The following is a 24,614-nucleotide window of genomic DNA, read 5'->3' as shown; positions in this document are numbered from 1 at the left end:
GTCGGCACGCGCTGCCCCCACGGCTGTGCGTGTGCGCTGCATGGTGGGGTTGGCGCGCAGGGCACACTGTCGCCTTCACCGACGGAGTTTTTCCTGATGAGCACCCACATCCCACCCCATGAAGCGCCATGCAAACCTTGGGGATTTCGCACCCTGGCCGTTCATGCCGGGCAGTCGCCCGACACCAGCACCGGCGCCATAGCGCCCCCCATCGTGGCCACGTCGGCGTTTGCCTACGACGATTTCGAGGCGGGCGAGCGGCGCTTCAATGGCGAAGCACCAGGCTATGTTTACAGCCGGTTTGCCAACCCCACGGTGGCAGCCTTCGAGCGCAAGATGGCAGCACTGGAGGGCGGCGAGACCGCGGTGGGGTTTGCCAGCGGCATGGCGGCCATCAGCGCCAGCTTGCTGGGCTTGCTCAAGGCGGGCGATGTGGTCGCCTGCGTGGGCACCCTGTATGGCGGCACCGACGGGGTGATGCGTTCTTTGCTGCCGCGGCTGGGTGTCACGGTGCGGCACTTTCGCACGGTGGACGCCTTGCGGGCGGGGCTGGATGCTGGCACCCGCATCGTTTATGTTGAAACGCCCAGCAACCCCACCCTGGAGGTGATGGATCTGGCGCAGGTGGCGCAGATTGCGCGCCAGGCAGGGGCCATCAGCATGGCCGACAACACGTTTTCTACGCCCTACCTCACGCGCCCGCTGGCGCTGGGGATGGATGTGGTTGTGCACTCGGCCACCAAGTTCATCAGCGGGCACGGCGACGCCACGGGGGGCGTCGCCGTGGGCCGCGCCGAACTGCTGGGGCCCATCAGGGCGGCTGGCATGGGGCAGTTGGGCGGGTGCCTGAGTCCGCACGAAGCCGTCATGCTGCTGCGCGGGCTCAAGACGCTGCCATTGCGTGTGGAAGCCGCCTGTACCAATGCCGAGGCACTGGCCCGGTGGCTGCAGGCCCAGCCTGCAGTGGCCCGTGTGTACTACCCCGGCTTGGCCACGCATCCGGGCCACGGTGTGGCCGCGCAGCAGATGCGGCGCTTTGGCGCCATCCTGTCGCTGGACCTGCGGGGAGGGCGCGCCGCAGCGCGGCAGTTTCTGGACGGCCTGCGCATCGTGACGCAGGCGGTTTCGGTGGGCGATGTGGATTCGCTGGCATGCCATCCCGCATCCACCACCCACCACAGCGTGCCCGAGCCGGTGCGCCTGGACAACGGCGTGTCTGATGCCCTGGTGCGCATGAGCGTGGGTATCGAAGACGGCGACGATCTGCTGGCCGATGTGGCGCAGGCCCTTGCGCGGGTTTGAAGCCATCGCCTGGCGCTGGCCCTGGCCGTGTGTTGCGGTGAGTGGCTAGCCCCCGTCCCGCGCGTTGCGCCGCTGGTCGCGCAGCATGAAAAGATAAAGGCTCTCGACCTTTTCACGCGCCCACGGCGTCTTGCGTAAAAACTTCAGGCTTGACGACACGCTGGGGTCGCTTTGAAAGCAGCGCACCGGAATGCGCTCGCCCAGCTCCCGCCAGCCGAAATAGTCGGCCAGCCCCACCACCATGGCCTCCAGCGTCACACCGTGCAGCGGGTTGTGCGCCTGCTTGGGGCGGGCGTCTGCTGGCGCATCGATGGGTGCGTCTATGGGCGCGTTCGCCGGCACAGCGCCCGGGTTGGAAGGTGTCTCGGGGGCGGATTTTGGAAGGCTTGGCTCGTGGGCATTCATGGCCGCAAGCATAAGGCGATTGCGGGGCCGGGATGCGGCATTGGGTGCAGGCGCCGATAATCAGCACCCGCCCCAGCACCCGTCCTGCACTGGCGGTCACCCGGTTCAATTCTTCATGTCCGCCCAGCCTCCACTTCGCGTCCTGTCCGTCATCCCGCCGATGACGCAGCTCAACACCCCTTACCCGTCCACCGCGTACCTCACGGGGTTTCTGCGCTCGCGCGGGGTGGCTGCAGTGCAGGAAGACCTGGCGCTGGCGCTGGTGCTGCAACTGCTGTCGCCGCAAGGCCTGCGCGCGGTGGCTGCCCAGGTCGAGGCGATACCGCCCCAAAAGCACAGCCCTGCGGTGCAAAGCTTTGCGGCGCAGCGCGATCGCTACCTGGCCACCATCGCGCCCGCCATTGCCTTTTTGCAGGGGCGCGACTCCACGCTGGCCCACCGCATCGTGGGCCGCAATTTCTTGCCCGAGGGGCCGCGCTTTGAGTCGCTGGATGTGTATGTGGACGACGAGGGCGGCGACCCGCTGGGCTGGGCGTTTGGCGCCCTGGGCCTGCACGACCGGGCCAAGCACCTGGCCACGCTGTACCTGAACGACCTGGCCGATGTGCTGCGCGATGCGGTGGACCCGCGCTTTGAGTTTGTGCGCTACGCCGAGTCGCTGGCGGGCAGCCAGCCCACCTTTGAGCCGCTGGCCCACGCGCTGGCGGCGGCGCCCAACCTGGTGGATGAAACGCTGCGCGATTTGACCCTGGCTGCCATCGAGCGCCATGCGCCCACAGTGGTGCTGCTGTCGGTGCCGTTTCCTGGGTCGGCCTATGCGGCCTTTCGCATTGCGCAGACCATCAAGGCGCAGCACCCGCACATCGTGACGGTGCTGGGCGGTGGTTTTGTCAACACCGAGCTGCGCGAGCTGACCGAGCCGCGCGTGTTTGACTACTTTGATTACGTGACGCTGGACGCGGGCGAGCGCCCTTTGCTGGCGCTGCTGGAGCACCTGCAGGGCCAGCGCGGCCGCCAGCGGCTGGTGCGCACCTTTGTGCGCGATGCAGATGGCGAAAAGCCTGGCGCCGTGCAGTACGTGAACATGATGGAAGCCGACATCGCCTTTGCCGAAGTGGGCACGCCCACCTGGGATGGCTTGCCGCTTGACCGCTATCTCTCGCTGCTCGACATGCTCAACCCCATGCACCGGCTGTGGAGCGACGGGCGCTGGAACAAGCTCACGGTGGCGCACGGCTGCTACTGGAAGAAGTGCACTTTTTGCGACGTGAGCCTGGACTACATCGGCCGCTACGAGGGCGCATCGGCCACCGTGCTGGCCGACCGCATCGACACCATCGTGCGCGAGACCGGGCAGACCGGGTTTCATTTTGTCGACGAAGCTGCGCCGCCCAAGGCCCTGAAGGCGCTGGCCACCGAGCTGATCGCGCGCAATGCTGGCATCTCGTGGTGGGGCAACATTCGCTTTGAGAAAACCTTCAACCCCGAGCTGTGCAACCTGCTGGCCGACAGCGGCTGCATCGCCATATCGGGCGGGCTGGAGGTCGCGTCCGACCGGCTGCTCAGCCTGATGAAAAAGGGCGTTTCCGTGGACCAGGTGGCGCGCGTGACGCGGGCCTTCACCGAGGCGGGCATTCTGGTGCACGCCTACCTGATGTACGGCTTTCCCACGCAGACCGTGCAAGACACCGTGGACGCGCTCGAATACGTGCGCCAGCTGTTTGCCAACGGCTGCATTCAAAGCGGGTTTTTTCATCGCTTTGCCTGCACCGTGCACTCACCCGTGGGACAGCACCCCGAAGAATTTGGCGTCACCCTGCAGCCCCTGCCGCCCGTGAGCTTTGCCAAGAACGACATCGGCTTTCACGACCCCACGGGCGTGGACCACGATGCACTGGGCGGCGCGCTCAAGAAAGCCATCTACAACTACATGCACGGCATCGGGCTCGAAGAGGACGTGCGCAGCTGGTTCCCCTTCAAGGTGCCCAAGACCACCGTGGCGCGCAACCGCATTGAGCGGGCGCTGCGCGAGCGCGGCTGATTGGCCGGCGAGCTGGCGCAAGCCGCGCAGGTTTGTAACAACCGACCGGCCGCGTCGATCTTGCTGCCAGCGGTGTGTACTCAAAAAGCTATCTAATTAATAGCTACCTGCGCTTTATGGATAAGGGCTAGAGCCTCAAAAGACTAAAAAAAGGTGCGCAGGGGCGCACCGTTGGGTTGCCTGGGCAAAATGCGCGTGCCGCGTTACTCCAATTCGCCCATCTGCGATTGCAGATAGTTGGGCAGGCCTACCTTGGCGATCAGGTCGATCTGGGTTTCAAGGAAGTCGATGTGCTCCTCGGTGTCATCCAGGATCTTTTGCAGCAGGTCGCGCGAGACATAGTCGCGCACGGTTTCGCAATGGGCAATGCCGTCCTTGATGGTGGCCTGGGCACCTTGCTCGGCACTCAGGTCACAGGCCAGAATTTCGGGCACGTCTTCGCCCACCTGGATCTTGGCCAGGTCCTGCAGGTTGGGCAGGCCGTCGAGCATGAAAATGCGGTCCATCAGCCAGTCGGCGTGCTTCATCTCGCCGATGGATTCGGAGTATTCCTTCTTGGCCAGCTTGTCAAAGCCCCAGTGCTTGAGCATGCGGTAGTGCAAAAAATACTGGTTGATGGCCGTGAGCTCGTTCTTGAGCTGGGCCTGCAGATGGCCAATGACTTGTGCGTCACCCTTCATGGTGGATTCCTTGTGTGTTGGTTCGGCCCCCATTGTCGCGACGCCACACCCACTGCGCAACCCAAGCCCTTGCGCGGGGCGCGCTGCCGTTGGCGGCCTGCGCTTGCACAGGCAGACAGGCGGACAGATTTGTCACGAAATAGCAATACTCAATTGATTCAATGAATTCAATTCATTGGATTCATTGGTCGAAAAAACCTAAACTTCAGTCCTGTTCAGTCAACCAACCACTAAGGAAACAGCAATGTCCCTGATCAACACGCAAGTTCAGCCCTTCAAGACCGAAGCTTTCCACAACGGCAAGTTCATCACCGTCACCGAAGAAAGCCTCAAGGGCAAGTGGTCGGTCGTGATCTTCATGCCCGCTGCCTTCACCTTCAACTGCCCCACCGAAGTCGAAGACGCTGCTGACAACTACCCCGAGTTCCAGAAGGCCGGCACCGAGGTGTACATCGTTACCACCGACACGCATTTCTCGCACAAGGTGTGGCACGAAACCTCCCCCGCCGTGGGCAAGGCCAAGTTCCCTCTGGTGGGCGACCCCACGCACCAGTTGACCCGCGCCTTTGACGTGCACATCGAAGAAGAAGGCCTGGCACTGCGCGGCACCTTCATCATCAACCCCGATGGCATCATCAAGACCATGGAAGTGCATTCCAACGAAATCGCCCGCGATGTGAAGGAAACCCTGCGCAAGCTCAAGGCAGCCCAGTACACCGCAGCGCATCCTGGCGAAGTGTGCCCCGCCAAGTGGAATGAAGGCGCCAAGACCCTGGCTCCATCGCTGGACCTGGTCGGCAAGATCTAAGCCACCCAACCATTTGACGGCGGAGCGCCCCGGCGCTCCCAAGCCGGACCACGCCGTGGCGCCCGCGCCATGCCGTCCGGCTTTTTTACGCCCGGTATTTCGTGCAAAGGGCGCCAAAAGCGGCCCGAACACATTTCCCCCACAACTCGAATCTATAAGGACACCACCATGCTCGACGACCAACTCAAGACCCAACTCTCTGCATACCTGGAGCGCGTGCAGCAGCCGTTCGAGCTGGTGGCATCCCTGAACGACAGCGACACCTCCCGCGAAATGCTGGAGCTGCTGCAAACCATCCAGTCGCTGCGCAGCGACAAGATCACCCTGCGCACCGACGGCAACGACGCGCGCAAGCCTTCGTTCTCGCTGCAGCGCGTGGGCAGCACCAGCCAGCTGCGCTTTGCCGGCCTGCCGCTCGGCCATGAATTCACGTCCCTCGTGCTGGCGCTGCTGTGGACGGGCGGCCACCCGCCCAAGGCCGAGCAGGAAGTGCTCGATCAGATCGACGCGCTCGAAGGCGACTTCAACTTCGAGGTCTACATGAGCCTGAGTTGCCACAACTGCCCCGACGTGGTGCAGGCGCTGAGCCTCATGGCCATCCGCAACCCGCGCATCAAGACCACGGTGATTGAAGGCGGCGCCTTCCAGGAAGAAGTGAACCGCCGCGAAGTCATGGCCGTGCCCATGGTGTTCCTGAATGGCCAAGTGTTCGGTTCGGGCCGCATGCTGCTCGAAGAAATCGTTGCCAAGATCGACACCGGCGCCGCCGCCAAAGAGGCAGCCAAGCTCAGCGCCAAGGAAGCCTTTGACGTGCTGATCATCGGTGGTGGCCCTGCCGGCGCTGCCGCTGCCGTGTACGCCGCCCGCAAAGGCATTCGCACTGGCGTGGCCGCCGAGCGCTTTGGCGGCCAGGTGAACGACACCCTGGGCATCGAAAACTACATCTCGGTGCTCGAAACTGACGGCCCCAAGTTTGCCGCCGCCCTCGAAGCCCACACCCGCGCCTACAACGTGGACATCATGAACCTGCAACTGGCCGAGCGCCTGATCCCCGCCACCGAGCCCGGTGGCCTGATCGAGGTGAAGCTGGCCAACGGCGGCTCGCTCAAGTCCAAGAGCGTGATCCTCTCCACCGGCGCGCGCTGGCGCAACGTCAACGTGCCCGGCGAAGCCGAGTACAAGAACAAGGGCGTGGCCTACTGCCCGCACTGCGACGGCCCGCTGTTCAAGGGCAAGCGCGTGTCGGTGATTGGCGGCGGCAACTCGGGTGTCGAGGCTGCCATCGACCTGGCCGGTGTGGTGGCTCACGTCACGCTGGTGGAATTTGCCGACCAGCTCAAGGCCGACGCCGTGCTGGTGAACAAGCTCAAGAGCCTGCCCAACGTGACCATCCACACCAACGCGCAGACCACCGAAATCACCGGCGCCGACGGCAAGGTGAACGGCCTGAAGTTCAAGGACCGCGCTACCGGCCAGGAACACCTGGTGCCGCTGGAAGGCGTGTTTGTGCAGATCGGCCTGGTGCCCAACACCGACTGGCTCAAGGGCACGGTCAACTTGAGCAAGTTTGGCGAGATCGAGATCGACGCCAAGGGCCACACCAACGTGCCCGGCGTGTTTGCTGCCGGCGACTGCACCACCGTGCCCTACAAGCAGATCGTGATTGCCGCCGGCGCTGGCGCCACGGCCGCGCTGAGCGCGTTTGACCACCTGATCCGCAGCGGCGTATCGGCTTGAGTTTTTAGATCAAATATGGCTGTAGCGCTTATCGGGTAAGCGCTGGCAGCTATCAAATTAAAAGCGGCGGGGCTGTGCAAACAGCCCTGCCGATTTTGTTTTGTATGCAGGGAAGGCCAGGTTTCGGCCAAGAGCAGCCGATCAGTGCTTTTTGGGTGGATCGGTTCAAGCTTTTTACAGCCTCTGGTCAATACCGACCCTCGCTGTGTGTTGGTTAGCCGATGCCGTAGTCAGCAGACGTGGAATCCGCATGCAGATCATTCAACCCGCGCTGCCCTTCGTTATTACCGATAGTTACACTAATCGGCAATCGCATCGTTCTTGAGCCGTCTTTACGCAGTGTTGTAGCGCAGGTTTTTGCCCAGACCGTCTGCTCCCACCTCCCCACATCAACATGGTTGCAAACATTCTCGTCGGCATGCTGTGCGCACACCTGCTGTGCTTTTCGGTGATGTTTTGGCTCGTTAGCAAACGCCTGCACGGCAAAAAGATGGGGATGGACTTTTTTGCGATGGGCAACCTTCTTTTGGGTTCTGCCTATGTGCTGCAATTGGCTGAAGGCGGCCCCGCCTGGAGCCTGGTGAGCGTTGTCAACCACACCTTCACGCTCGCCTCCCCGGTGGCTTACTGGCTGGGGGCCATGCGGTTTTTTGGGCACTCCGTCCCTTTGTGGCGTCCACTGCTTGCAGTCGCCGTGACCTACAGCGCCGCGCAGGTGCTGGTGCAATGGAGCCTGGGCCCGGTGGCCCGCTACGCCATGCTCTCAGGCATGTCTGCACTGCTTTTCTTGGCCATGGTCATCACCGTGGTTTATGGCGTGCGCACATTTGCCAAGGATTTGTATGGGGAGATGATATTTTTTGCCGTCTTGATCAGCGGCATTTGCGTACTCAACGCGCTCAAGTTCATGAAGCTTGTGGATGGCGGTTTGAATGCACTGCACATGGACAGCAATTTTCAGCTGGTGTTCTACATCTACATGTCATCCCTGGCAACGGTGTTGCCGCCATCGATCATTTGGCTGGTACTGCGCCGCTTGACCGATGACCTGCGTGACATGGCTGCGCGTGACCCCATGACACAGTTACTCAACCGCCGCGGACTCACAGAAGCGCTGCAACGGTATTTCACCTCCCGCAAGGCAGTGCCTGCGCACTTGCTGATGGTTGACGTCGACCACTTCAAACGCATCAACGATACCTATGGCCACCAGGTAGGAGACGCCGTCTTGTGCCAGGTGGCGGAGGTACTTGGTGCCACTGTGCGTGGTGGCGACCTGGCAGCCCGTATTGGTGGTGAAGAGTTTGTTGTCATCTGCCTGGACACCGACATTCTGGGCGTCATGCACTTGGCTGAGCGCTTACGCGCAGCCATCGAAAATCAAGCCATCAAGATCACTGGCTCCGACCATCCACTGCACTGCACGATCACGATTGGGGTTTCACACCCCTTCGCCAGTGCACATGTCTTGGAGGACGCCATGCGAGAAGCCGACGCCGCCCTTTACCGGGGCAAAGCCGCTGGACGCAACCGGATCGAACCGGCCCCTGCATGAACGGGCACGCAGGTTGCAAAAAAACTCCTTAATTAATAGCTGTTAGCGCTTAATGGGCGCGGCCTAAGGCCGAATTTGTTCTAAATTTTCCCGGATTTGTATAGTGGGCGCAGCACACGCGCACCATGCAGTTTTTCGCATGTCGCCCCGGTCAATGGGCGCCCCTTGCGGGCGCCGCCGCATCAGTAGATCAGCCGGTCCGGCTGTAGCTCTTGCAGGATGGTGGTGGCGATTTCTTCGATGGATTTGGTGGTGGTAGACAGCCAGCGGATGCCAGCGCGGCGCATCATGGCCTCGGCTTCGGCCACCTCGTGGCGGCAGTTTTGCAGGCTGGCATAGCGCGATTCGGGTCGGCGTTCGCTGCGAATCTCGGACAGCCGCTCGGGGCTGATGGTCAGGCCAAAGATCTTTTTGCGAAACTCCATCAGCGCCGGTGGCAGCTGACGGCGGTCAAAGTCTTCGGGGATCAGCGGGTAGTTGGCGGCCTTCAGGCCATGCTGCATGGCCAGGTAGAGACTGGTGGGAGTTTTGCCGCTGCGGCTTACGCCCACCAGGATCACGTCGGCGCCCGCCAGGTCGCGGTGGCTTTGGCCATCGTCGTGCGCCAGGCTGAAATTGATGGCTTCGATGCGGTCGGTGTATTCCTTGCTGCGGCTCACATCCGAAAAGCGCCCCACCCGGTGGTGCGACTTGATTCCCAGCTCTTCCTCCAGTGGGTGCACGAAGGTGCCAAACATGTCCAGCAGCATGCCTTTGCAGCCCTCCTGGATGACTTTGAGCACCTCCATGTTGACCAGCGTGGTGAACACCACCGGTTTCTTGCCCTCCAGTTCGGCGGTGTGGTTGATCTGGCGCACGGCCTGGTGGGCCTTGTCCTCGGTGTCCACGAAGGGCAGGCGCACGCGGCGCGGCACCAGTTCGAACTGGGCCAGGATGGCGTTGCCAAAGGTTTCGGCGGTGATGCCGGTGCCGTCAGACACAAAGAATACGGTGCGCGAGTGCATGGGGGCCTTTTCAAGAGCGTCAGGCTGTCGCCAGTGCGGCAGGCCTACAATTGTGTCAATTATCCAATTCTCACCATGCACCCGGTCGGCCAACAACCACAACCACAAAGCTGCAGCCCGTGCATGGCCGCTCGCCCCCTGCTCCTCATGGGCGGGCGCGCAGACCCGGTTTTAACTTCTGGAGCTCTCCCATGTCTGCACTTTTCAGCCCGACCGCCCTGGTCGTACCGTTTGAAAACCTGAGAATGACCGACGTCGAGGCGGTAGGCGGAAAAAACGCCTCCCTCGGCGAGATGATCTCGCAGCTGCCGCACGGCGTGCGCGTGCCCACGGGCTTTGCCACCACGGCCCATGCGTTCCGCGAATTTTTAGCCTTTGAAGGCCTGGCCGACCGCATCAGCGCCAAGCTGGCCGCGCTCGACACCGAAGACGTGCGTGCCCTGGCTGCCGTGGGCGCCGAGATCCGTGCCATGGTGGAGGCCCAGCCTTTCCCGGCCGATCTGCAAAAAGCCATTACCGAGGCCTTTGCCACCCTGTCCGAAGGCAACCCCGAGGCCAGCTTTGCCGTGCGCTCGTCCGCCACGGCCGAAGACCTGCCCGACGCATCCTTTGCTGGCCAGCAGGAAACCTTCCTGAACGTGCATGGCATCGACGAGGTGCTGCACAAGATGAAGGAGGTTTTCGCCAGCCTCTACAACGACCGCGCCATCAGCTACCGCGTGCACAAGGGTTTTGCGCACGATGTGGTGGCCCTGTCTGCCGGCGTGCAGCGCATGGTGCGCTCTGACCTGGGCGCGGCCGGTGTGATGTTCACCATCGACACCGAAAGCGGTTTTGAAGACGTGGTGTTCATCACCAGCAGCTACGGCCTGGGTGAAACCGTGGTGCAGGGCGCCGTGAACCCAGACGAGTTCTATGTGCACAAGCCCATGCTCAAGGCGGGCAAAAAGTCGGTGATCCGCCGCAATCTGGGGTCCAAGCTGATCCAGATGGTGTTTGCCACGCCCGACGAAAAGGCCCAGACCGGCAAGCTCATCAAGACCATCGACGTGCCCACCGAGCAGCGCAACCGCTATTCGCTCACCGATGCCGACGTGGAGCTGCTGGCGCACTATGCCGTGGTGATTGAACAGCACTATGGCCGCCCCATGGACATCGAATGGGGCAAGGACGGCACCGACGGCCAGCTTTATATCTTGCAGGCCCGCCCTGAAACGGTGAAGAGCCAGGCCAAAGGCCAGGCCGAACTGCGCTACAAGCTCAAGGGCCATGGCGCCGTGCTGGCCGAAGGCCGTGCCATTGGCCAGAAGATCGGCACCGGCCCCGTGCGCATCGTGCACAACATCAGCGAGATGGACAAGGTGCAGCCCGGCGATGTGCTGGTGACCGACATGACCGACCCCAACTGGGAGCCCGTGATGAAGCGCGCCAGCGCTATCGTCACCAACCGCGGTGGCCGCACTTGCCACGCCGCCATCATTGCCCGCGAGCTGGGCATTCCGGCGGTGGTGGGCTGCGGTGACGCCACCGAGCGCCTGAAAGACGGCACGCTGGTCACGGTGAGCTGCTCGGAAGGCGACACCGGCCGCATCTATGACGGTCTGCTTGAAACCGAGATCACCGAAGTGCAGCGCGGCGAGATGCCAGCCATCAAGACAAAGATCATGATGAACGTGGGCAACCCGCAACTGGCGTTTGACTTTTGCCAGTTGCCCAATGAGGGCGTGGGCCTGGCGCGGCTCGAGTTCATCATCAACAACAACATTGGCGTGCACCCCAAGGCTATTCTTGACTACCCGAACATCGACAACGACCTGAAAAAGGCCGTGGAATCGGTGGCACGAGGTCATGCCAGCCCGCGCGCTTTCTATGTAGACAAGGTGGCCGAAGGTGTGGCCACCATTGCGGCCGCCTTCTGGCCCAAGCCCGTCATCGTGCGGTTGTCCGACTTCAAGAGCAATGAATACCGCAAGCTCATTGGCGGCAGCCGTTACGAGCCCGAGGAAGAAAACCCGATGCTGGGTTTTCGCGGTGCAGCGCGCTACATCAGCACCGAGTTCGGCGAAGCCTTTGCGATGGAATGCGAAGCTTTGAAGCGCGTGCGCAACGACATGGGCCTGACCAACGTGCAGGTGATGGTGCCGTTTGTGCGCACACTGGGCCAGGCCGAGCGCGTTACCAAGTTGCTGGCTGCCCACGGGCTTGAGCGCGGCAAGGACGACCTCAAGGTCATCATGATGTGCGAGGTGCCCAGCAATGCCATCCTGGCCGATCGCTTCCTGGAGTTCTTCGACGGTTTCTCCATCGGTTCCAACGACCTGACCCAGCTCACCCTGGGCCTGGACCGTGACTCGGGCCTGGAGTTGCTGGCAAAGGACTTTGACGAACGCGACCCGGCCGTCGAGGCGCTGATCCACCAGGCCATCAAGGCCTGCCTGGCGCAGGGCAAATACATCGGTATCTGCGGCCAGGGCCCGTCAGACCACCCTGACTTTGCGCAGTGGCTGGCCAAAGAGGGCATTTCGTCGATTTCGCTGAACCCTGACAGCGTGATCGCCACCTGGCAGCAACTCGCACGCTGAGCGAGCAGGGGCTGCACTTTGTCAACCCACGGTAGCGAGCACCCTGGATGCGGCCCCTGAAAAAAACCCACGAGCCCGAGCTGGCCGGGCCCTTCCCACCAGACCTGCACGATGTGCGCCACCTGTGGCTCAAGGGGGGGCTGCTCTTGCTGTGGGTGCTGGTCTCATTTGTGGCCACATTCTTTGCCCGCGATCTGCAGTTGCTGGTGGCCGGCGGCTGGCCGCTGGGTTACTGGATCGCCGCCCAAGGCGCGGTGTTGATGTTCATTGCCATCGTCGTGGCCTACTGCTGGGCCATGAACCGCTTTGAGCGCCAGGACGCCGCACAGGCGGCTGCGCAGATGGCAGAGCGCGCGCCGGTACCGGCCAGACCCCATGGCTGATCCCGGTGGTGCTAAACAGGGGGGTGACGACAAGGCCTACCTTTGGCGTCTGCACCGCATCTTTGCCCTGTATGTGGTGGGGGTGGTGGCATTTTTGGCCCTGATGGCCTGGGCAGAGCAGCGGGGGCTTTCGAGGCACTGGATCGGCCCGATCTTCCTGTTTCTCACGGTAATGGTCTACGCCGGTATCGGTGTGTACGGCCGCACCACCGATCCCGAAGAGTATTACGTGGCGGGGCGGCGCATTCCGCCCATCTACAACGGCATGGCGGCGGCGGCCGACTGGATGAGCGCCGCCTCGTTCATCAGCCTGTCGGGTGCGCTGTATCTGCAGGGTTTTTCTGGCACGCCGGGCCAGGCGGGCGGGCTGGCCTACCTGCTGGGCTGGACCGGCGGTTTTTGCCTGGTGGCCCTGTTGATCGCACCGCATCTGCGTGCCATGGGCCTTTACACGGTGCCCGACTTTTTTCATGTGCGTTTTGGCGGGCGCTGGCCGCGCATCATTGCGGCGCTGGCGGCGGTGCTGTGCTCGTTCACCTACGTGGTGGCCCAGATCTATGGCGTGGGCCTGATTGCATCGCGCCTCACGGGGGTGCAATTCGAGATTGGCATCATGCTGGGGCTGGGCGGTGTGCTGCTGTGCTCGTTTCTGGGCGGCATGCGCGCCATCACCTGGACGCAGGTGGCGCAATATGTGGTGGTGCTGCTGGCCTTTTTGATCCCGGTGTCCTGGCTGGCCTACAAGCAGCTGGGCAATCCGATGGCGCCCCTGGTGTATGGCGCGCAGCTGGGCAAGATCGCCGATATGGAAGAGCGGCTGCTCGACTCGCCGGCTGAGCACCAGGTGGTGGTGGCCTATTTGCGCCGGGCGCAGGACTTCGAGGCGCGGCTGCAGGACGTGGAGGGTGCGCTGGAGCGCGAGCGCCAAAAGGCGCGCGAACGCGTTCGTGCCCTGCGTGACCAGAATGCCGATGTGGGCCTGATTGTTTCGGCCAGCCGTGAGCTGGTCTCGCTGCCCCGCGATGCGGCATCGGCGCGCGAGCGCTGGACGCGCGAGATGCGCGAGAACTATGAGCGCGCCCGCCCCCTGGGAGGCCTGCCACTGCACAGCCAGGCCTTCGCAGGCGACCCCAACGGCTCGCCGCATGAGCGAAAGGAGTATGAACTGGCGCGGCGCAACTTCCTGGCGCTCATGTTCTGCCTGATGGTGGGCACTGCGGGCCTGCCACATTTGCTGACCCGTTACTACACGGCGCCCTCGGTGGCTGCGGCGCGGACGTCGGTGGCGTGGTCGCTGTTTTTCATTGCTTTGCTTTACCTTAGCGCGCCAGCGCTGGCCGTGCTGGTGAAGTTCGAGGTCATGCAGAACCTGGTGGGCAGCAGTTTTGAAACCCTGCCCAACTGGCTGGCGCAATGGGCCCGGGTGGACGCATCGCTGTTGTCGGTGGAAGACGTGAACGGCGATGGCCTGGTGCAGTTTGGCGAAATCCGGCTGGGTGCCGACCTCATCATGCTGGCCACGCCAGAGCTGGGGGGGCTGCCGTATGTCGTGTCGGGCCTGGTGGCTGCGGGCGGGCTGGCGGCGGCATTGTCCACTGCCGACGGGCTGCTGCTGACCATCAGCAACGCGCTGGTGCGCGACCTCTATTACCGCGGGGCTCCCCGGGAGGCATCGCCCGAACAGCGCGTCATCCTGACCAAGTTCACCTTGCTGTCGGTGGCGCTGGCGGCGGCGTTTGTAGCGGCACTCAAGCCGGCCGAAATTCTGCCGCTCGTGTCTGCGTCGTTTTCTCTGGCTGCGTCGGCCTTTGTGCCGGTGATGGTGCTGGGTATCTTCTGGCGCGGAACCACGCGCCAGGGGGCGGTGGCCGGCATGCTCGCCGGGCTGGGCATTGCCGTGTATTACATGCTTTCGCATGTGCCCGTCTTGCGCACCTGGGCGGGCTGGTTGCTGGCGGATCGCCTGTGGTTTGGCATCCAGCCCATTTCTGCGGGGGTGTTTGGCGTGCCCGCAGGGCTGATCGTGGCGGTGGTGGTGAGCCGCATCACCCGACCGGCTCCCGCGCTGCCCCTGGTGCGCTCCGAGATGTAGGCACTGCCAGCCTGCGCAATCGGGCAACAGGAGCCGTTTCGCCGACAGCCAATACCGCGCAGAGTGTGCCAGGTGTGCCGGCCAGCCTGCACAACCCCGCAATCAAAAAAGCGGCCACAGGGGCCGCTTTGGATGACCTGCACAACCCTCGCGCGTCGGTGGTAGTGCGGATCGGGATGGGCCGCAAGGCGTCTTTTTGCAGCCAGTAGCCCCACTATTGGAAAGATAAACAACGCAGTGGACCGCCCGAGACCGCGCTATCACAGACCGCAGGGAGTTATGCAGGTCATCCCTTGGTGCAGGGAGAGGGGAGCCGCTGTTTCAGCGCACGCCCAGCAGTTCCACGTCGAACTTCAGCGTGGCGTTGGGGGGAATCACACCGCCGGCGCCGCGTGCGCCATAGCCCAGTGCGGCCGGGATGATCAGGGTGCGCTGGCCACCGATCTTCATGCCTTGCACGCCTTCGTCCCAGCCCTTGATGACCATACCCGCGCCCAGCGAGAACGCGAAGGCGTCGTTGCGGTCGCGGCTAGAGTCGAACTTGGCACCTTGCTCGCCATTGTTGTAAAGCCAGCCGGTGTAGTGCACCGAGACGTTCTGGCCCTTGGTGGCTTCGGCGCCTTCGCCGATGACGGTGTCTTCGTATTGCAGGCCGGATGCGGTGGTGGTCAGTGCCATGGTGAAATTCCTTGAGTGCTATTAAAAATATAGCTGCTAGCGCTTATGGATAGTGCGCTAGCAGCCATTTTGGCCCGTATTTTAGCAAAAGCCCGGCAAGCGGGCAGGGCAGCGCGGGTCAGCGGATGGGCGCTGCTTCAGGCCTTCTTGGCGCGGCCCGCTACCCAGCGGGTGGCAAAGGCTTGCACGTCCGACAGGCGCTTGAGCAGATCGGCGCCCGACGGGGTGACGGTGTAACCGTCGCTGCCGTGGTCGACAAAGCCGGCCTCGCGCAGTTCCTTGATGCGGGTGTTCAAGGTGTTGGGCGTGATGCCGCCCACACTGTCTTGCAGCAGGCGGAAGGTCTGGGGGTGGCCATCGCGCAGGGCCCAGAGCACGCGCAGTGCGTAACGGCATTCGAGCCGTTCAAACAGCTGGTTGATGGCGGCATTTTCTTTGGAGCTCATGGATGTTTCTCCTCGCGCGAGTGTTGGGTCAAATTTCGGGGTGGCGCGAAAGGCACCACGTCCGAGGGAGCGCTGCGACTATAGCGCGGAACCCGTTTTGCTACAAGTTTGGTAGCTCAAAAGGCACAGTGCACATGCACCTGCCCCGTAAATTGCCTCAAACCATTTCAAAGTGTTGCATGCTGGCCACGAACCAGGTGATCGGGCCCGCCGGCACACGCCAGGTGGTCCACCAGCAGCCGTGCGCAGGGTGGAAGCGTCTGGCTGCTGCGGTAACACACGGCAAAGCGGCGCCGCGCCCAGGTATCGCTCAGGGGAACAATGCGCACCGGGGCCGTGCGGGCAAAGGGCCCGGCCACCTCGCGCGGCACCACGCTGATGGCCAGGTTGGCCCGGGCGCAAGTGGCCGCTGCGGTCAGCGCGCCGGCTGCCGTGGCTTCATCGTTCCACTGTATCCTTTATCGTGAGCCCCATGACTTCTGCACCTTCGTCACCTGCTGCCCCTGCTTCATCGTCCACCCCTGGCACCGCATCGCGCCCCTTGCCCCTGGCGGGGCTGCGCGTGGTGGAGTTCACCCACATGGTCATGGGCCCCACCTGCGGCATGGTGCTGGCCGATCTGGGGGCCGAAGTCATCAAGGTCGAGCCCGTGGAGGGCGACCGCACCCGCCACCTGCTGGGCGCGGGCGCGGGTTTTTTCCCCATGTTCAACCGCAACAAGAAGAGCATCGCGCTCGACCTGCGCCGCCCCGAGGGGCTGGAGGTCGCGCGCAAGCTGGCGGCCTCGGCCGACGTGGTGGCGCAAAACTTCAAGCCCGGCGTGATGACCAAATACGGGCTCGACTATGCGGCACTGAGCCAGCTCAACCCGCGCCTCATCTACGTGAACCACACCGGTTTTCTGCCCGGCCCCTACGAGCACCGCACCGCGCTGGACGAGGTGGTGCAGATGATGGGCGGCCTGGCCTACATGACGGGCCGCCCCGGCGACCCGCTGCGCGCGGGCACCAGCGTCAACGACATCATGGGCGGAATGTTTGGCGCCATCGGGGCCATGGCGGCGCTGATGCAGCGCGGCATCACCGGGCGCGGGCAGGAGGTGGACTCGGCCCTGTTCGAGAACAACGTGTTTCTGGTGGGCCAGCACATGATGCAATACGCCGTCACCGGCCAGCCTGCCGCGCCCATGCCCGAGCGCATTTCGTCGTGGGCGCTGTACGACGTGTTCAGCGTGAAGGATGGCGAGCAGATTTTTCTGGCCGCTGTGAGCGATGCGCAGTGGATCACCTTTTGTGATGCCCTGGGCTTTGCCGACCTCAAGGCCGATCCGCAACTGGCGACCAACAACGACCGCGTGCGCCAGCGTGCCACGATGCTGCCCGAACTGCGCCAGCGCCTGGCCGCTTACAGCGCTGCCGAGCTGACGGTCATCTTCGAGAAAAACGGACTGCCGTTTGCGCCCATCCTGCGGCCCGACCAGCTGTTTGACGACCCGCACCTCAACGCCACCGGTGGCCTGGCCGACATCACGCTGCCCGATGGCGAGCGTGCCGGGCAGACCGCTCGCACCACGCTGTTCCCGTTGCGCATGGACGGCCAGCGGCTGGGCGTGCGCCTGCAGCCGCCCGTGCTGGGCCAGCACACCGTCGAGCTCATGGAAGAGCTGGGTTACACCGGCGAGCAGGTGCAGGCCTTACGGGCACAAGGGGCGGTGGCATGAATCGCCAGATCCAGATAGCGTTCGTTGCCATTGCCGTGGCGGCGTCCCATGTGAAGCCGGGCGCACGGCGGGCCATCGGTTTGTCGTCCCCCACCCGTTCGCCCATGCTGCCCGATTTGCCGACGATCGTCGCGCAGGGCCTGCCCCATTAGCGCTGGACGGCTGGGTGGCGGTGGCGGGGCCTGCAGGCGTGCCCAAACCCGGGGTGGAGCGCGCCTACCAGGCGGTGCGCAGCGCGGTGGCGGTTTCAGAGGTGCGCGTTGCCTTGCTGGCGCAGGGCTACCAGCTGCAAAGCCCGCCTCCTGATTCAACGGCCGCCTTCTTTCGCAGCGAGGTCAGCCGCATGGCCAAACTGGTGGCGTAGTCAGGGTTCAAGCTGGATTGATTGCTATTATTTATATAGCTATGGGCGCTTATCCATAAAGCGCTGGAGGCTATTTTGATTCATATTCTCTGAAGCGGCCTGTTCCCAGTACCAGGTCACCCCCAAAGCACGACGCCCCAGCACCGGGTGGGTGGCTGGGGCGTCTGCGCGACCAGACCCTGTTGCCAGGGTGATTGCGGTGCGGTTTACAGCGAGTCGATAAAGCTGCGCAGCTTGTCCGAGCGGCTGGGGTGCTTCAACTTGCGCAGCGCCTTGGCTTCTATTTGGCGAATGCGCTCGCGCGTCACGTCAAACTGCTTGCCCACTTCTTCCAGTGTGTGGTCGCTGGTCATTTCGATGCCAAAGCGCATGCGCAGCACCTTGGCTTCGCGTGGGGTCAGGCCATCCAGAATGTCCTTGACCACGTCGCGCAGACCGGCCTGCATGGCGGCTTCGATGGGAGCGGTGTTGGCACCGTCTTCGATGAAATCGCCCAGGTGGCTGTCGTCGTCGTCGCCGATGGGGGTTTCCATGGAGATCGGCTCTTTGGCGATCTTCATGATCTTGCGGATCTTGTCCTCGGGGATCTCCATCTTGGCTGCCAGGATGGACGCATCGGGCTCAAAACCAAACTCTTGCAAGTGCTGGCGGCTGATGCGGTTCATCTTGTTGATCGTTTCGATCATGTGCACCGGGATGCGGATGGTGCGGGCCTGGTCGGCAATGCTCCTTGTGATGGCCTGGCGGATCCACCACGTCGCATAGGTCGAGAACTTGTAGCCGCGGCGGTATTCGAACTTGTCCACCGCCTTCATCAGGCCGATGTTGCCTTCCTGGATCAGGTCGAGGAACTGCAGGCCACGGTTGGTGTACTTCTTGGCGATCGAAATAACCAGGCGCAGGTTGGCCTCGATCATTTCCTTCTTGGCATCGCGCGAGGTCGATTCACCCTCGTTCATGCGCTTGTTGATGCCTTTGAGTTCAGCCAGCGGCACGACCACGCGCGATTGCAGGTCGGTCAGCTTTTGCTGCAGATCCTGGATGGGCGGGATGTTGCGCGCCATGATGGTCGACCATGGCTTGCCGGCCGCAGCCTGCTTTTCCACCCACTTGAGGTTGAGCAGGTTGGCCGGGAAGTCCTTGATGAAGGTTTCCTGGGGCATGCCGCACTTGTCCACGATGATGCGGCGCAGCTCGCGCTCTTTCTTGCGCACATCATCGACCTGACCGCGCACCATGTCGCACAGCTTCTCGATGGTCTTGGCCGTGAAGCGGATGGTCATCAGCTCTTCGGACAAGGCGGCCTGGGCCTTCACGTAGGCAGGCGTGCCGTAGCCTTCCTTGTCGTAGATCTTGTGCACTTTTTCGAACAGCTCGCGCAGCTTGTCAAAGCGCTCCAGCGCCTGCTTCTTGAGCTCTTCGAGCTTTTTGGTCAGGGCCTTGGAGCCGCCCTTGCCGTCGTCGTCATCGGCTTCGTCGAATTCGTCGAAGTCTTCTTCGGCCACATAGTCGTCGGCCTCGTTGGGGTTGGAGAAACCGTCCACGATGGTGGAGATAACCACCTTGCCTTCGCGGATGTCTTCGCCCATGTTCAGGATTTCGGCAATGGTGGCGGGCGATGCGCTGATCGCCTCCATCATGGCCATCAGGCCGCCTTCGATCCGCTTGGCGATTTCGATTTCGCCTTCGCGCGTGAGCAGCTCCACGGTGCCCATTTCGCGCATGTACATGCGCACAGGGTCGGTGGTGCGGCCGAATTCGCTGTCCACGGTGGACAGTGCGGCCTCGGCGGCTTCTTCGGCTTCTTCTTCGGTGGCGCCCGCGGGGGCGTTGTCGGTGATGATCAGCGCCTCGGCATCGGGCGTCTGCTCGTAAACCGCCACGCCCAGATCGTTCAGCGTGGTGATGACGGCTTCGAGGGTTTCGGCATCGACCAGCTTGTCGGGCAGGTGGTCGGAGATTTCAACGTGCGTGAGGTAGCCGCGCGTCTTGCCCAGCTTGATCAGGGTCTTCAGGCGCGCCCGGCGCTTGGCCATGTCTTCTTCGGACAGGACGGTTTCGTCCAGGCCGAATTCTTTCATCAAGGCGCGCTCTTTCGCCTTGCTGATCTTCATGCGCAGGGGCTTGACCTTCTCGGCCGTGGGGGTGGCTTCTGTCTCGGGTTCCACTTCGCCTTCGAGATCGGATTCGATGTCGGACAGGTCTGCGTCGTCACTGCTGATTTCGCCTGCAGCGGCCTTGGGCTTGCGGCCGCGTTTGGCGGGGACCTTGGCTTCGGCGGTGCCGGCGGCCTTGGCCGGACGGCCGGGGCGCTTTTTAGGGGGTTCGTCGCCATCGGACGGGGCCGCTGCGGCGCGGGCAGGCTTTTTCTTCAGCAATTCATCGGCAGCTTTAATCAGCTCGGCAGAACTTTTCACGGACACAGTTTTCACTTTCTTGGCAGCCGGGGCAGGGGCGGCAGCGGCGGCCTTGGGAGGCGCGGCTTTGGCCGGTGCTTTGGCAGCGGTTTTGGAGACAGCCTTCGCGGCGGTGCCTGGGGCGGACTTGAGCGGCTTCGCGGACTTTTGAGCAGGCATAAAACAACCTCGGAGTCAAAAACGGACACAAAGAAAACGCAAGCGCCTCGGATCCCGGCGCGGGTGACACTGCAAAAGCAGAGCTGCTGCAGGTAGAGGAGTGATCCTCAAGGGCAAGATGTCTGGGCGAACATTTGGTGTGCAGTCCTTGCGATGGGTGGACGGTTGTGCGCGTTTGTCACGGTGGTCCGGCTCGGAGGTGCTGCTGTCGCTCTTGCCGACAAACCCTACATTATACCGGCCGCACTGTATTTCAAGCGCTACGCGGCGCGATGCCCTGCAGAATGTTGCGCCGCTGCTCCAGTGCGCGGTAGCGTTCGAGCGCAGTGGGGTCTTGCGCGGCCTGAAGAATCAGGGCTTTTTGCTGGGCGTTGATGTCTTCGATCAGCATGCGGTTCAAAAGATCGCGCAGTTCCAGCCGCAATTCGTGCAGATCGCCCTCGGTCTGGGCGTGCGAGCCGGTCATCACTTTCACTGCCAGGGCTTCACAGGGATGGCCCCGCAGGCTTTCCCGCAGCAGCGCCCAGGCCAGCGGGCCGTGCTCGTGCAATTGCCCTTCCAGCCAGCTGAACAGCGGGCCGTGCGGAGCGGGCAGGGCGCACAGCGCGGCGTGGTCGTCGTGTGTCAGATCTTCCAGAAACGCCATGTGCGACAAAAGCAGGCGTGCGGCGTGGTCTGCGCGGCTGGCGGTGGGGGTGCGCGGCAGGCGTGGCTGGGGCGGCCAGGGTGCGGCGTCCTTCTTTTTCCAGTTGCCGCCTTTCCAGTCGCTGCCCTTGCGAAAGGGTGGTTTCTGGGGCGAGCCGTAGCCGCCGCCGGGCGATTGCCAGCCGGGTTCGGCCGGCGCGCCCCACGGGGGCTCGTCTGCCGGTGCGGCGGCATGGCGATGTGAGGCGCTGGCGCTGGCGCCGGGGTGGCGCGCTGCCTCCTGGGCGGCGGTCTTGCTCCAGAGGTCGGACAGGTCGTGCGCGTCCAGCTGGGCCAGCTGGGCCAGCTCGGTGAGCACCTGGCGCCGCAGCACGCCCTCGGGCAGTGCGCTCCACAACGGCCGGGCATTGCTGGCCATGTGCGCGCGGCCTTCTGCCGTGCCCAGGTCGCAGCTTTCGCTGGCGGCTTCGATCAGGAAGCGGCTCAGCGGAACGGCATCGCCAATATGGCGGGCAAAGGCGTCGGAGCCATGCGCGCGCACAAAGCTGTCGGGGTCGTGCTCGGGCGGCAGAAACAAAAACTTGATGCTGCGCGTGTCGCTGGCATGGGGCAGGGCGCCATCAAGCGCCTTGCGGGCTGCCCGGCGGCCGGCGGTGTCGCCATCAAAGCTGAACACCACGGAGTCGGTGAAGCGCAGCAGCTTTTGCACATGTTCGGGCGTGCAGGCAGTGCCCAGCGTGGCCACGGCGTTCGGGAAACCCAGCTGCGCCAGCGCCACTACGTCCATGTAGCCCTCGGTGACCAGTGCATAGCCCTGCTCGCGGATGGCGGTGCGGGCCTCGAACAGGCCATAGAGCTCGCGGCCCTTGTGGAACACCGGGGTTTCCGGCGAATTGAGGTATTTGGGCTTGTCGTCCCCCAGCACGCGCCCGCCAAAGCCGATGCACTCGCCCTTCACATTGCGGATGGGGAACATCACCCGGTCGCGGAAGCGGTCGTAGCGTTTGCCGCCGTCCTCGTCGTTCACGATGACCAGCCCGCTTTCTTCGAGCAGCGGGTCGTCGTAGTGCGGGAAAACGCTGGCCAGGCTGCGCCAGCCTTCGGGGGCATAGCCCAGGCCATAGCGCTTGGCCACCGCGCCCGACACGCCCCGGCCCTTGAAATACGCCACGGCCCGGGGTGATGTGCGCAGTTGCTGGCGGTAGGCCTCGGCGGCTTTTTCAAGCACATCGGTCAGCGTGGCCTGCTTTTGCCGGGCGGCGGCTGCACGCTCTTTCTCTTGGGGGGAAATGTCATCGTCCGGCACCTGCAGGCCCACCTGCTGGGCCAGGTCCTGCACGGCCTCGATGAAGCCCATGCCGGCGTGCTCCATCAAAAAGCTGATGGCGTTGCCGTTCTTGCCGCAGCCAAAGCAGTGATAGAACTGCTTGGCGGGGCTGACGCTGAAAGAGGGCGATTTCTCGCCATGAAAGGGGCACAGCCCCATGAAATTGGCTCCGCCCTTTTTGAGCTGCACGTAGCGGCCCACGATATCCACCACGTCAACGCGCGCGAGCAGTTCCTGGATGAAAGATTGGGGGATCGACACCCGGGTATTTTGAACGATTCGGCGCGTGCGGCTCAGCCCACGATTTTGCGGCTGCGAACGTGCACGCGCACGATGATGTCCACGTTCGCAATCTCTCGGTCATCCCCAGCGCCAGCCGATCCCGGGGCGGATACAGTTCGAGGGTCCCCGTACCGGAGAGCCCATCATGACCAGTATCTACGACCAGCACCTGCCCCGCACTGAAGCCAACTTTGCGCCCCTGTCGCCGCTGGGTTTCATCGAGCGCACCGCCGAGGTTTATCCCGACCGCCTGGCCATCGTGCATGGCGATCTGCGCCAGACCTGGGCCCAGACCTACGCGCGCTGCCGCCAACTGGCCAGCGCGCTGGCGCGCTCGGGCATCGGCAAGAACGACACCGTGGCCGTGATGCTGCCCAACACGCCGCCCATGGTGGAGGCGCACTTTGGCGTGCCCATGGCGGGCGCCGTGCTCAACGCGCTGAACACGCGGCTCGACCCCGAGGCCATTGCCTTCATGCTCGACCACGGCGAGGCCAAGGCCGTGATCGTGGACCCCGAGTTTGCGGGCACCATGGCCAAGGCTCTGGCGCTGCGCCAGAGCCAGGCGCCGCTGCTGCTGATTGATGTGGAGGACGCACTGTATGGTCCCGCCAGCCAGCGCCTGGGCGAGCGCACCTATGAACAATTTCTGGCCAGCGGCGACCCGCAATTCGCATGGCAACTGCCCGCCGACGAGTGGGATGCCATTGCCCTCAACTACACCAGCGGCACCACGGGCAACCCCAAGGGCGTGGTCTACCACCACCGGGGCGCGGCCAGCAATGCCATCAGCAACGTGCTGGAGTGGGACATGCCCAAGCACGCGGTCTATTTGTGGACGCTGCCCATGTTCCACTGCAACGGCTGGTGCTTTCCGTGGACGGTGGCGGCGCGCGCGGGTGTCAACGTGTGCCTGCGCCGGGTGGAGGCGCAGGCGATCTTTGATGCCATCCGCAACCACGGCGTTACCCACTATTGCGGCGCGCCCATCGTGCACGGCCTGCTGGTCAACGCCCCGGCCGCGATGAAGGAAGGGGTGCCCGCAGGCGTCAAGGCCATGGTGGCCGGCGCTGCGCCGCCCGCCTCGATGATCGAGGGCATGGAGAAGATGGGCTTCGATCTGACCCATGTCTATGGCCTCACCGAGGTGTACGGCCCGGCCACGGTGTGCGCCAAGCACGATGCCTGGAACGACCTCGACATCGGCGAGCGCGCCCGCCTCAACGCCCGCCAGGGCGTGCGCTACCACCTGCAGCGTGATGTGCAGGTGCTCGACCCCGAAACCCTGCACCCCGTGCCTTGGGACGGCGAAACCATGGGCGAGATCATGTTCAAGGGCAACATTGCCATGAAGGGTTACCTCAAGAACCCCAAGGCCACCGAGGAAGCCTTTGCCGGAGGCTGGTTTCACAGCGGCGATCTGGCCGTGCAATACCCCGACGGCTACATCAAGATCAAGGACCGCAGCAAGGACATCATCATCTCGGGCGGCGAGAACATCTCGTCCATCGAGGTGGAAGACGTGCTCTACCGCCACCCCGACGTGCTGGCCGCCGCCGTGGTGGCCAAGCCCGACGCGAAGTGGGGCGAAACCCCCTGCGCCTTCGTGGAGCTGAAAGCCGGCGCGCAGACCACGGCCGATGACATCGTGCAGCATTGCAAGAAGCACCTGGCCGGTTTCAAGGTGCCGCGCGCCGTGGTGTTTGGCGAAATACCCAAAACCGCCACGGGCAAGATCCAGAAGTTCGAGCTGCGCAAGCAGGCCGGCTCGGCCACGGCGATCAACGTCTGACCGAGGCAGCACTGCCGGCCACGCTGGCAGTGTTTTGATTGCTATTGTATTAATAGCTGGTTGCGCTTTATCCATAAGGGCTAGTGCCCTATTTGGTGGCGGATTCCAGAACGAAGTGCACCAAGCAATAGGTTGGGCCAAGAGTGCATAGGATGCTCTCTTGTTGACCGGCCAGTCGCAAAGGAAAGCACTTTG

Annotated in this window: 20 protein-coding genes; 12 read left to right on the top strand and 8 right to left on the bottom strand. The window is 63.4% G+C overall.

Annotated elements, in window-relative coordinates; all coding sequences use genetic code 11:
* Positions 1–96: 96 nt before the first annotated feature.
* Positions 97–1,302, top strand: a complete 1,206-nt coding sequence (locus B7Y64_RS04570) for a PLP-dependent aspartate aminotransferase family protein (protein WP_024814546.1) — start codon at positions 97–99, stop codon at positions 1,300–1,302.
* Between the two features lie 45 nt (positions 1,303–1,347).
* Here B7Y64_RS04570 and B7Y64_RS04565 read toward each other — a convergent pair whose 3' ends face one another.
* Positions 1,348–1,707, bottom strand: coding sequence for a VF530 family protein (locus B7Y64_RS04565; RefSeq protein WP_291326147.1), 360 nt, complete (start codon positions 1,705–1,707; stop codon positions 1,348–1,350).
* Between the two features lie 115 nt (positions 1,708–1,822).
* Here B7Y64_RS04565 and B7Y64_RS04560 point away from each other — a divergent pair, with 115 nt between their 5' ends.
* On the top strand, positions 1,823–3,748 hold the full coding sequence (locus B7Y64_RS04560) for a radical SAM protein (RefSeq protein WP_291328435.1): 1,926 nt from the start codon (positions 1,823–1,825) through the stop codon (positions 3,746–3,748).
* 203 nt (positions 3,749–3,951) lie between these two features.
* Here B7Y64_RS04560 and bfr read toward each other — a convergent pair whose 3' ends face one another.
* Positions 3,952–4,428: a bacterioferritin gene (gene bfr, locus B7Y64_RS04555; protein ID WP_114655282.1), complete on the bottom strand. Its 477-nt coding sequence runs from the start codon at positions 4,426–4,428 to the stop codon at positions 3,952–3,954.
* A 244-nt stretch (positions 4,429–4,672) separates the two neighbouring features.
* Here bfr and ahpC point away from each other — a divergent pair, with 244 nt between their 5' ends.
* The 3 genes from ahpC (at position 4,673) to B7Y64_RS04540 (ending at position 8,528) form a co-directional block, all read left to right on the top strand.
* Positions 4,673–5,236 (top strand): alkyl hydroperoxide reductase subunit C, encoded by a 564-nt coding sequence (gene ahpC / locus B7Y64_RS04550; protein ID WP_024814555.1) that lies wholly within the window; start codon positions 4,673–4,675, stop codon positions 5,234–5,236.
* A 168-nt stretch (positions 5,237–5,404) separates the two neighbouring features.
* Positions 5,405–6,973 carry an alkyl hydroperoxide reductase subunit F gene (gene ahpF, locus B7Y64_RS04545; RefSeq protein ID WP_291326143.1) on the top strand — a complete coding sequence of 523 codons (1,569 nt, stop codon included), beginning with the start codon at positions 5,405–5,407 and terminating at the stop codon, positions 6,971–6,973.
* A gap of 394 nt (positions 6,974–7,367) precedes the next feature.
* Entirely contained in the window at positions 7,368–8,528 is a 1,161-nt protein-coding gene (locus B7Y64_RS04540) for a GGDEF domain-containing protein (RefSeq protein ID WP_291328433.1), read from the top strand.
* A 182-nt stretch (positions 8,529–8,710) separates the two neighbouring features.
* Here the strand turns inward: B7Y64_RS04540 and B7Y64_RS04535 are convergent, their stop codons facing one another.
* A complete protein-coding gene (locus B7Y64_RS04535; protein WP_291328431.1) occupies positions 8,711–9,532 on the bottom strand; it encodes a pyruvate, water dikinase regulatory protein in 822 nt (273 codons plus the stop codon).
* 191 nt (positions 9,533–9,723) lie between these two features.
* On the opposite strand from B7Y64_RS04535, the gene ppsA reads away from it, so the two are divergent.
* Genes ppsA through B7Y64_RS04520 form a run of 3 tightly spaced genes read left to right on the top strand, consistent with a single transcriptional unit; the run spans position 9,724 to position 14,589 of the window.
* Entirely contained in the window at positions 9,724–12,114 is a 2,391-nt protein-coding gene (gene ppsA / locus B7Y64_RS04530; RefSeq protein ID WP_291326139.1) for a phosphoenolpyruvate synthase, read from the top strand.
* 47 nt (positions 12,115–12,161) lie between these two features.
* Positions 12,162–12,497 carry a DUF4212 domain-containing protein gene (locus B7Y64_RS04525; RefSeq protein WP_024814560.1) on the top strand — a complete coding sequence of 112 codons (336 nt, stop codon included), beginning with the start codon at positions 12,162–12,164 and terminating at the stop codon, positions 12,495–12,497.
* Positions 12,490–14,589, top strand: a complete 2,100-nt coding sequence (locus B7Y64_RS04520; RefSeq protein ID WP_291326137.1) for a VC_2705 family sodium/solute symporter — start codon at positions 12,490–12,492, stop codon at positions 14,587–14,589. Before B7Y64_RS04525 ends, B7Y64_RS04520 begins: the two co-directional genes overlap by 8 nt.
* A 321-nt stretch (positions 14,590–14,910) precedes the next feature.
* On the opposite strand, the gene B7Y64_RS04515 is transcribed toward B7Y64_RS04520, so the two are convergent.
* From B7Y64_RS04515 to B7Y64_RS04505, 3 genes are all read right to left on the bottom strand, one after another.
* Positions 14,911–15,267 (bottom strand): FKBP-type peptidyl-prolyl cis-trans isomerase, encoded by a 357-nt coding sequence (locus tag B7Y64_RS04515; protein ID WP_024814562.1) that lies wholly within the window; start codon positions 15,265–15,267, stop codon positions 14,911–14,913.
* Positions 15,268–15,404: 137 nt separating this feature from the next.
* Positions 15,405–15,713 (bottom strand): winged helix-turn-helix transcriptional regulator, encoded by a 309-nt coding sequence (locus tag B7Y64_RS04510; protein WP_024814563.1) that lies wholly within the window; start codon positions 15,711–15,713, stop codon positions 15,405–15,407.
* A gap of 167 nt (positions 15,714–15,880) precedes the next feature.
* On the bottom strand, positions 15,881–16,168 hold the full coding sequence (locus B7Y64_RS04505) for a LysR substrate-binding domain-containing protein (protein ID WP_291326155.1): 288 nt from the start codon (positions 16,166–16,168) through the stop codon (positions 15,881–15,883).
* A 17-nt stretch (positions 16,169–16,185) separates the two neighbouring features.
* Here B7Y64_RS04505 and B7Y64_RS04500 point away from each other — a divergent pair, with 17 nt between their 5' ends.
* From B7Y64_RS04500 to B7Y64_RS04490, 3 genes are read left to right on the top strand one after another with little or no spacing between them, the layout of a single operon-like run.
* Positions 16,186–17,433 carry a CaiB/BaiF CoA-transferase family protein gene (locus tag B7Y64_RS04500; RefSeq protein WP_291328429.1) on the top strand — a complete coding sequence of 416 codons (1,248 nt, stop codon included), beginning with the start codon at positions 16,186–16,188 and terminating at the stop codon, positions 17,431–17,433.
* Positions 17,430–17,585, top strand: coding sequence for a tripartite tricarboxylate transporter substrate-binding protein (locus B7Y64_RS04495; RefSeq protein WP_291326570.1), 156 nt, complete (start codon positions 17,430–17,432; stop codon positions 17,583–17,585). The genes B7Y64_RS04500 and B7Y64_RS04495 overlap by 4 nt, the downstream gene beginning before the upstream one ends.
* Positions 17,586–17,623: 38 nt before the next feature.
* Positions 17,624–17,797 carry a hypothetical protein gene (locus B7Y64_RS04490; RefSeq protein ID WP_236637047.1) on the top strand — a complete coding sequence of 58 codons (174 nt, stop codon included), beginning with the start codon at positions 17,624–17,626 and terminating at the stop codon, positions 17,795–17,797.
* A gap of 206 nt (positions 17,798–18,003) precedes the next feature.
* On the opposite strand, the gene rpoD is transcribed toward B7Y64_RS04490, so the two are convergent.
* Together rpoD and dnaG are read right to left on the bottom strand one after the other, a co-directional pair.
* Complete coding sequence (gene rpoD, locus B7Y64_RS04485) at positions 18,004–20,373, bottom strand: RNA polymerase sigma factor RpoD (protein ID WP_114655255.1); 2,370 nt, start codon at positions 20,371–20,373, stop codon at positions 18,004–18,006.
* 253 nt (positions 20,374–20,626) lie between these two features.
* Entirely contained in the window at positions 20,627–22,606 is a 1,980-nt protein-coding gene (gene dnaG / locus B7Y64_RS04480) for a DNA primase (protein ID WP_291328427.1), read from the bottom strand.
* 166 nt (positions 22,607–22,772) lie between these two features.
* Between dnaG and B7Y64_RS04475 the strand changes: the two genes are divergently transcribed.
* Positions 22,773–24,419, top strand: a complete 1,647-nt coding sequence (locus B7Y64_RS04475; RefSeq protein ID WP_291328425.1) for an acyl-CoA synthetase — start codon at positions 22,773–22,775, stop codon at positions 24,417–24,419.
* The last annotated feature ends 195 nt before the right edge of the window (positions 24,420–24,614 follow it).

This window comes from Acidovorax sp. 35-64-16 (genome assembly GCF_002281195.1).
GTDB classification, from domain to species: Bacteria; Pseudomonadota; Gammaproteobacteria; order Burkholderiales; family Burkholderiaceae_C; genus Acidovorax; species Acidovorax defluvii.
This window is presented reverse-complemented; position numbering and strand designations above follow the sequence as displayed.

Excerpts from the sequence above, each read along its gene's own strand:
- B7Y64_RS04570 (WP_024814546.1), top strand. The coding sequence starts at position 97 with ATGAGCACCCACATCCCACCCCATGAAGCGCCATGCAAACCTTGGGGA.
- B7Y64_RS04565 (WP_291326147.1), bottom strand. The coding sequence starts at position 1,707 with ATGAATGCCCACGAGCCAAGCCTTCCAAAATCCGCCCCCGAGACACCT.
- B7Y64_RS04560 (WP_291328435.1), top strand. The coding sequence starts at position 1,823 with ATGTCCGCCCAGCCTCCACTTCGCGTCCTGTCCGTCATCCCGCCGATG.
- bfr (WP_114655282.1), bottom strand. The coding sequence starts at position 4,428 with ATGAAGGGTGACGCACAAGTCATTGGCCATCTGCAGGCCCAGCTCAAG.
- ahpC (WP_024814555.1), top strand. The coding sequence starts at position 4,673 with ATGTCCCTGATCAACACGCAAGTTCAGCCCTTCAAGACCGAAGCTTTC.
- ahpF (WP_291326143.1), top strand. The coding sequence starts at position 5,405 with ATGCTCGACGACCAACTCAAGACCCAACTCTCTGCATACCTGGAGCGC.
- B7Y64_RS04540 (WP_291328433.1), top strand. The coding sequence starts at position 7,368 with ATGGTTGCAAACATTCTCGTCGGCATGCTGTGCGCACACCTGCTGTGC.
- B7Y64_RS04535 (WP_291328431.1), bottom strand. The coding sequence starts at position 9,532 with ATGCACTCGCGCACCGTATTCTTTGTGTCTGACGGCACCGGCATCACC.
- ppsA (WP_291326139.1), top strand. The coding sequence starts at position 9,724 with ATGTCTGCACTTTTCAGCCCGACCGCCCTGGTCGTACCGTTTGAAAAC.
- B7Y64_RS04525 (WP_024814560.1), top strand. The coding sequence starts at position 12,162 with ATGCGGCCCCTGAAAAAAACCCACGAGCCCGAGCTGGCCGGGCCCTTC.
- B7Y64_RS04520 (WP_291326137.1), top strand. The coding sequence starts at position 12,490 with ATGGCTGATCCCGGTGGTGCTAAACAGGGGGGTGACGACAAGGCCTAC.
- B7Y64_RS04515 (WP_024814562.1), bottom strand. The coding sequence starts at position 15,267 with ATGGCACTGACCACCACCGCATCCGGCCTGCAATACGAAGACACCGTC.
- B7Y64_RS04510 (WP_024814563.1), bottom strand. The coding sequence starts at position 15,713 with ATGAGCTCCAAAGAAAATGCCGCCATCAACCAGCTGTTTGAACGGCTC.
- B7Y64_RS04500 (WP_291328429.1), top strand. The coding sequence starts at position 16,186 with ATGACTTCTGCACCTTCGTCACCTGCTGCCCCTGCTTCATCGTCCACC.
- B7Y64_RS04495 (WP_291326570.1), top strand. The coding sequence starts at position 17,430 with ATGAATCGCCAGATCCAGATAGCGTTCGTTGCCATTGCCGTGGCGGCG.
- rpoD (WP_114655255.1), bottom strand. The coding sequence starts at position 20,373 with ATGCCTGCTCAAAAGTCCGCGAAGCCGCTCAAGTCCGCCCCAGGCACC.
- B7Y64_RS04475 (WP_291328425.1), top strand. The coding sequence starts at position 22,773 with ATGACCAGTATCTACGACCAGCACCTGCCCCGCACTGAAGCCAACTTT.